Origin of the sequence: Nostocoides japonicum T1-X7 (assembly GCF_001046855.1) — a bacterium.
Taxonomy (GTDB): Bacteria; Actinomycetota; Actinomycetes; order Actinomycetales; family Dermatophilaceae; genus Nostocoides; species Nostocoides japonicum.
The window spans coordinates 3,619,320-3,625,909 of the sequence record NZ_HF570958.1; the positions used below are offsets into that span (position 1 = coordinate 3,619,320).

The 6,590-nt window shown below is 75.2% G+C and carries 3 protein-coding genes; all 3 read right to left on the reverse strand.

What is annotated here, in order from left to right:
* Nucleotides 1-888, reverse strand: an 888-nt coding sequence (locus tag BN12_RS16385) for a hypothetical protein (protein WP_200901238.1), incomplete at its 3' end; no start/stop codon positions are given.
* Nucleotides 885-3,509 (reverse strand): serine/threonine-protein kinase, encoded by a 2,625-nt coding sequence (locus BN12_RS16390; RefSeq protein WP_048554135.1) that lies wholly within the window; start codon nt 3,507-3,509, stop codon nt 885-887. The genes BN12_RS16385 and BN12_RS16390, both read right to left, overlap by 4 nt.
* 11 nt (nt 3,510-3,520) lie before the next feature.
* Nucleotides 3,521-6,590: DUF6603 domain-containing protein (locus tag BN12_RS16395; protein WP_048554137.1), on the reverse strand; the 3,070-nt coding region annotated here is incomplete at its 5' end.

The window sequence follows — 6,590 nt, forward strand, 5'->3', positions numbered from 1 at the left end:
CGCCCACAGGTCGGCGGGCGGGTCGGGGAGACCCGCCGTGACCCCCCAGACGTCGTCCGCGGCATACCCCCACAGCGCCGGCCAGAGCGCGGCGACGAGGGCCGCGGACCAGGCCCGGTGCGGCTCCTCCGGACCCGGGATCGGACCGAGCGCGGTCTCGTCGCCCGTGAGCGCGGCACCGACCTGTCGCTCGGTGTCGTCGAGGGTGCCGGTGAGCACCGCGAGCCAGGTGTCCGGGTCGCGCGCCAGCGAGGCCGCGGGCGCGCCGTCGACGGAGTTGGTCGGCGTGCCCGGGGCCAGGAGACCGAGCCGCCCCTCGTCCCGGAGGTCGGCGAGATGTGGTGACAGCGGCTGGGTCCCCAGGCCGGTGATGTAGAGCGCGTCGATGTCGCCCGGGTCGCCCGGCAGGTCGATGGCGGCCCCGAGCCCGATCCGCACGGCCTCCTCGAAGTCCTCCCACCACCGCCGGTCGTCGGGGTCGTCCGGGTCGGGCAGGTCCGCGAGGAGCCGGTCGTGGTCGATCGTCAGGGTCGTCGCCAGGGCAGGGGCGGCGCCTCCCCGGGCCAGCCACACGTGGAGCGCGTCGGGGAAGGCGGCGATGCGGGGCAGGGCCGGCTCCTGCCTGCGGGGCGCGGTCGCGCCGGCGCGGACGAGGTACACCGCCCGCGCGCCGCCGACGGCGGCCACGAGGCTCCGGAACGCATCCGGGGTGGCGCCCGCGTCCCGGTACACCGTCAGCAGCTCCGCCTCGCCGTCGGTCACGCTCGGGTCGTGCCCGGTGAACCACGGCTCGTCGGGCACCACGCGCAGGAGCAGCCGACCGGGCTTGAACCGGGTCTCGATCCGCAGCGGCAGGAGCACGCCGACGGGCACCGGGGCGGCCATCACGCGTGCCCGGGGACGAGCCGGTCGCCGCGGACGAGGACGCGGACCGGACGGGCGAACGCCTCCGCGCCCCAGTCTGCGGGCGCCTGTGCGGTCGAGGCGTCGTTCGCGAACCGGTACCCGGCCGGGGGCTCCTCGAACACCAGCCAGAACCCGCCGACGTCGTCCGGGTCGACGCCCTCGAACCCGAAGAAGCTGACGTCGGGCCCGATCCGGCCCTGGAAGGTCGGGAGCCGGCGCGCGGCGTCGGCCGGCGGGTCGACGTCGAAGTCCGGCGTCCCGCCGACCGCGGCGCTCACGAGGTAGACGACCGTCGCCGGGTAGCGCTGGAACAGCCGGCCGCGTACGGCGACGACGAGGTCGACCCCGGGGAGCCCGGGCGGACGCTGGGACTGGTCGCCGAGCGGTGAGTCCTCCGGCCAGTTCAGGACCCCTATGATGTCGTCGACCCGGCCGCCGGTGTCGGCGTCGGCGCGCTGCCAGAACCCACGCAGCGGCGTGCAGCCGGTGGCCACCGGGATGTTGCGCCAGCGCAGCTCGCTCAGCAGCTGGGTGTTCATCCCCGCGAGCAGGGCATGGACGAAGGCCGTGTTCGTCTCCACGGCGACGACGGCGTCGTCCGGGAGGGCCGCGAGACCGGGCAGCAGCCACTCGGGGAAGGCTCCGCTCACGTCCCGCCAGACGGGACGGTCCAGCCCGACGCACGCCTCCGGCGGCGCGAGCGGCTGCTCGGGGTCGAGGCCGCCGAGCGTGCCGAGGACGCGGGTCCGGACGGCGGCGGTGGCGGCCGTCGGGTCGAAGGCAGCGACGACGCCGCTCGCCAGCGCGCCGAGGTCGACGCTCGTCAGCGCCGGGTCGGGGACCGGGTCGGCCGGCCCGAGACCCGCGACGGTGGCCAGCTGCTCGGCGTTGCTCGCGGCGGCCTGGTCCATCCGCCCGCTGAACCGGGTCAACGCCTCGGAGAGGTCGGCCCGCTGGTCCGAGCGAGTGGCGACCGACCCGGCCGCGACGAGCACCATCGCCTCCGCGTAGTTGACCGTCTTCCCGGCGCGCCGCGACGTGTCGAGCCGGCTGACGACCCGGTCGACCGCGTCCTTGGTGGGCCCCGGTGCTTGGGCGGCCAGGGTGGCGAGCTGGTGGGCCATCGCCGTGGCGGCGGCGGGCGTCGGCGCCCCCCGTTGCACCGTCGCAGCCAGGGAGGCGTCGAAGGCCTTCGGCAGGCGGACTCCGGCGAACGACGCGGGCGGGGCGGGCACGACCTCGTTGGCCGCCTCGAGCGTCGGGGCCGCCGCGAACGTCCCCGGGGCGCTGGCCGCTGCCCGGGTGGGACCGCTACGCAGCACCCGCCGGGCCGCCGTCGACCACACCCCGGCGGGCAGCGCCCGGTCGGCGGCGGTGGACAGCTCGCGGACGGTGCCGGACGTCGTGGCGACCCGGCCGAGCGCCGGCCCGAGCATCCACAGCTGCTCGCTCGTGCTCGTCGGGAGCCGCCGGTTCCACAGCGCACCCGACGCGGCGAGGCCGAGCACGAGGAAGCTGACCTTCTGGCGCGCCTCGGCCAGCGCACCGAGCTGGTCGACGGCGGCCTGGACGAGCTCGTCCTGGAGGCGGATCCCGAGCTCGAGACCGAGGCCGGCGACCCCCCGGTGGCGGGGATCCCCGTTGAGCGTGCGCCCCCACGCCGTTGCGTCAGGGGCGTCGCTCCGCCAGGCGTCGCCGTACCGGGGCAGCCCGACGATCGGCCGCCCCACCTCGTCGGTCGCCGGCGTGCGCAGCCCGGCGAGGTCCGTGCCGATCTCGTCGGGCAGCGGGGCGTCGGAGCTCCCGACGGGTGCCAGCGCGCCGCGGATCTCCAGGTCGGGAGCCGCCGGGACACGCGGGTAGTCGACGGGAGCACGGCCGGTGTCGGTCGGCGCGTCGCCGGGATGGAGGGCGGCGGCCAGCTCCTCGAAGCTGCCGGCGGGGACAGCGGTGCGGAAGCTCCACGAGTCGTATGCGGGAACCGTCACCTCGGCGCTTCCGTCCCAGCTCGGGCTGCCCTCCGCGCGGAACGCCGGCACGAGGGCGACGACGTAGTCGGTGCCCGGCTGCAACGCGCGGCCGCTGAGCACCCGCCCGATCCGGTGGCCCGCGGCGTCGGCCTGCAGGTGGGCCCAGCGGTATGCCGACGTCGGGCTCCCGAGCGGGTGGGCCTGCTGGGTCGTGACGCCGACCGTGGCCCGCCCGTCGGCGACGGCCAGCTCGTCCGCGGTCCCCACGAGCAGCACGAGCCAGGGGTGGATGCTCCCGGTGCCGGCGGCGGGCTTCGGCCCGGGGGTGTACCGCCACGGCAGCGCAGGATCGGCGAACTCGACGAGGGGGCATCGGTCCGACTCGTGGTCGACGGCGCCTGGCGAGGGGTAGCGGCGGCTGATCGCACCCGGGTTGAGCCCGAGGACGTCGCCGGGTCCGGCCAGGGCGAAGGCGATCGCGGAGCTGCGGGACCCCGTGCCCGTTCCGCCGGTGTCGGAGCCGGTCAGGGTGACCGAGGCCGCCGCCGTCGCCCGCCCGCCGCTCGCCCCCGTGACGAGGTCGGCGATCCGCTCCCGGGTCCATCCGGCGAAGGTGAGGGTCGCGTCGGCCATGGCAGCCGTCCTCAGAAGGCGAAGGCGGGGACGAGGTCGGCCGTCGGGACCGCCGCGACATCGGACGCGGCCCGAGCGAGCTGGTGTGCCTGGGTCTGGGTGAGCCCGCCGGACACCGTGGCGCCGTCTCCGCCGACCACCTGCCAGGTCTCCTCGGTCAGGGTCAGGGCCGGCACGACCGGCGTCGGCAGCGTCGTGCCGAGGCGCGCGGCCCCGGCGAGGACGAACCACGGAGGGAAGATCCCGGTGTTGCCGACGACCACCGGCGGGGCGGGGATGCGGATCTGCTTGACCGTCACGGTGACCGGCCGGGCCGGGCCGTCGTCGGTGCCGGGCACGCCGATCCGCACGCCGCCGGACATCCGCTCGAACGCCGGCCGGGCGAGCGCGTCCGCGTCGGCGAGGTTCGTGAACGCCGCGGGCGCGAACCAGTCGGTGTCCGGGCCGGCGACCTGGGTGCCGGTCGCGGTGATCGTCTGGGGCCGGGTGACCGGAGCTCCGGCCACCTTCTCCAGCAGGAGGTCCAGGGGGGCGGTCCGCTGGGACCAGGCCAGCTGCCCGACCGGCGAGAGGATCGGCGGACCCGACGTGGGTGGCGCCGCGAGGGCGACGGCCGGGTCGTTGCCGCCGACGACGCGCAGGGTGTCGGTCCGGGCCAGCTCGTCGGCGAGCAGGCCGAGCACGTCGTCCACGGCGGCCAGCAGCGCCGCCACGGGCGAGCCGAGGGTGAAGGTGTGCTCGAAGGAGATGGTGACCCAGAGGATGTCGAAGCTGACCTTGCCGCGGAAGATCACCGGGCCCGGCCCCGACAGCTCGCCCTTGAGGGTCAGCCCGCCGAGGTTGTGGCTCTTCCAGCGGACCGCGACGCTGGCCTGGATCTGGCACTCGAAGTGGAAGGGCGACCTCTCGATGAGCGTGTCGATCCCCAGCGTGCCGCGGATGTTGAACGATCCGAGGTTGATGACCGCCTCGACCGACGCCCCGAACTGCACGGTGTTCGTCGTCACGGCGAAGTAGCCCTCGAAGCGCAAGTACAGCGCGTCCGACGGCGTCCCCCGGGTCATGGCGATCCGGGTCAGGCTGGCCGGGAAGACGAGCGGCGTCGGCGAGAACCCCGGATAGAAGCCCCCGATCGTGAGGACGACGTAGGGGTCGGCGCCGTAGCTGAGCCGGAACGCCGCGCCGCCGGTGAGCTGCAGGACCTCCAGGAGGGTGCTGTCGACGAGGGCGGCGTCGAAGACGACCGTGGACTTCTGCAGGTCGAGCTCACCGAGCACGTTGAGCCGGATCTGCAGGTAGGGCGTGCCACCCGAGGGGTTGCCCACCGTGGCCGACGCGGTGCCGATGACGACGACGCGGCGCGGCCCCGGCAGCTCGATGAACACGCCGAGGTCGAAGGTGACGAGCCCGGCCCAGACCAGCTGTGCCGTCGGCCCGACGACGGTGATGCCGGGCGCGACGGGGAACGCCGAGTCGAGCTCGGCGAACACCGACCCGGACGCCAGCCGGGCCCGGAGTGCGTCGACGTCGAGGCGACGGCCCAGGGCGAGCAGCCCACCCACTCCGGTGAGCGCGAACCCGAACCCGACCTGCACGGCGGGGAACGTCGCGGACAGCCGCACGAGCAAGGCATACGAGAGGTCTCCGCCGGGGAGTCTGGTGTCGAGGAGCGCGTATGCTCCGACACCCACCTCGCCGACGTCGACCTGGAACCGGCCGCTGTACCGACCGGTGCTCGGGTCGTACCCGATGAACCCGCCGCCGCTGACCGGTGCGGCGTCGATGGCGAGCCCGAGACCGTTCGGCGGCAGGAGGCCGATGCCGAAGTCGAGGGGTCCGAGGTTTCCGCGGGTGAAGCGCAGCTCGACCGCCGCGCCGACGCCGGTGACCGTGGCCGTGAACGGGCCGAGCGAGAGCACGGCGGTCGATCGCACGTCGACGGCGAGCGACTCGCCGATCCGCACGGCCAGCTCGATCTCGGTGAGCCGCGCCGGCCCGATCGCCACGTCGACGGGCACGCTGACGGTGAGCGCGGCCCCGCCGGTGAACACGAGCCCGGTGCTGGGCCGCCACTGACCCGTGAGGTCCACCGCGACGTCGAGGGTCTCCGGAAGGAGCGAGGAGAGGAAGCCATCGCTTCCCTCGAGCGACAGGACGAGGTGCCCGCCGGTGAGCTCGACGTCGAGGGTCGGCTCGCCGCCGGCCGTGTTGGTGGCGGGGTCCCAGGTGACCGCGAACCCGACGGCGAACCGGGCGGTCCGGGCGGTGAGCCGCGTGCCGCCGTCCTCGCCGAGGAGCAGGACCGGGCCCTGGCCGGTGGGCGGCGCGGCGACGAGCCCGGAGGTCACCTCGATCTCGACGGTGCCGGACGGCGGCGTGAGGGTGACGTCGAACGGCGCGGCGACGAGGGCCTGGACGTCCTCGACGAAGGCGCCCGTCGCGGTGACCTGGATCGACCAGGTCTCGTCGAGGGGGTAGGCGTTGGTGACCGTCTGGCTGCCGGGGAAGCGGACACCCACCTTGAGCCGGGGTGGGCTCACCGACTCGTCGACCGAGAAGCCGAGGAGGTATGCCTCGAGGAGCGGCTGCTCCCCCGGCGGCGTCAGCAGGTCGGTATGCACCGAGTGCGTGGCCGCGAGGACGCGCTGCAGCCGCGTGAAGAGGGTGAGTGCGTCGAGATCGGCTGTGCCCCAGCCGTAGACGTTTCGGAAGTGCTCGTCGGGGTGGCTGAGGAGGGTGCCGGCCCGGTCGAGGTGCAGCTCGTCGTGGGTATGCGGGTTCGTGATCGTGTCGCCGCTCGCGACGGTGACCGGCTCGGAGTCGAGCAGGCCCGCCAGCCCGAGCGCGGCATACGTCGTCGGGGACGCCTGCGCGAGCCGGGAGACGACGAGGTGGTCCAGGGCCCGGACCGCCAGCTGCTCCGCGAAGTCGGCCAGCTGCGTCTGCACGTCGGCCGCCAGCTGGGCGCTCGCGACGGCCGCCACGAGGGCTTCCTGGAGACTGTCGAGCGCGGCCGTCGTGTCGGCGATGGCCGGGACGAGCTGGTCCGCACCGTCGGCGGCGGCGAGCCGCCCCGCGGCG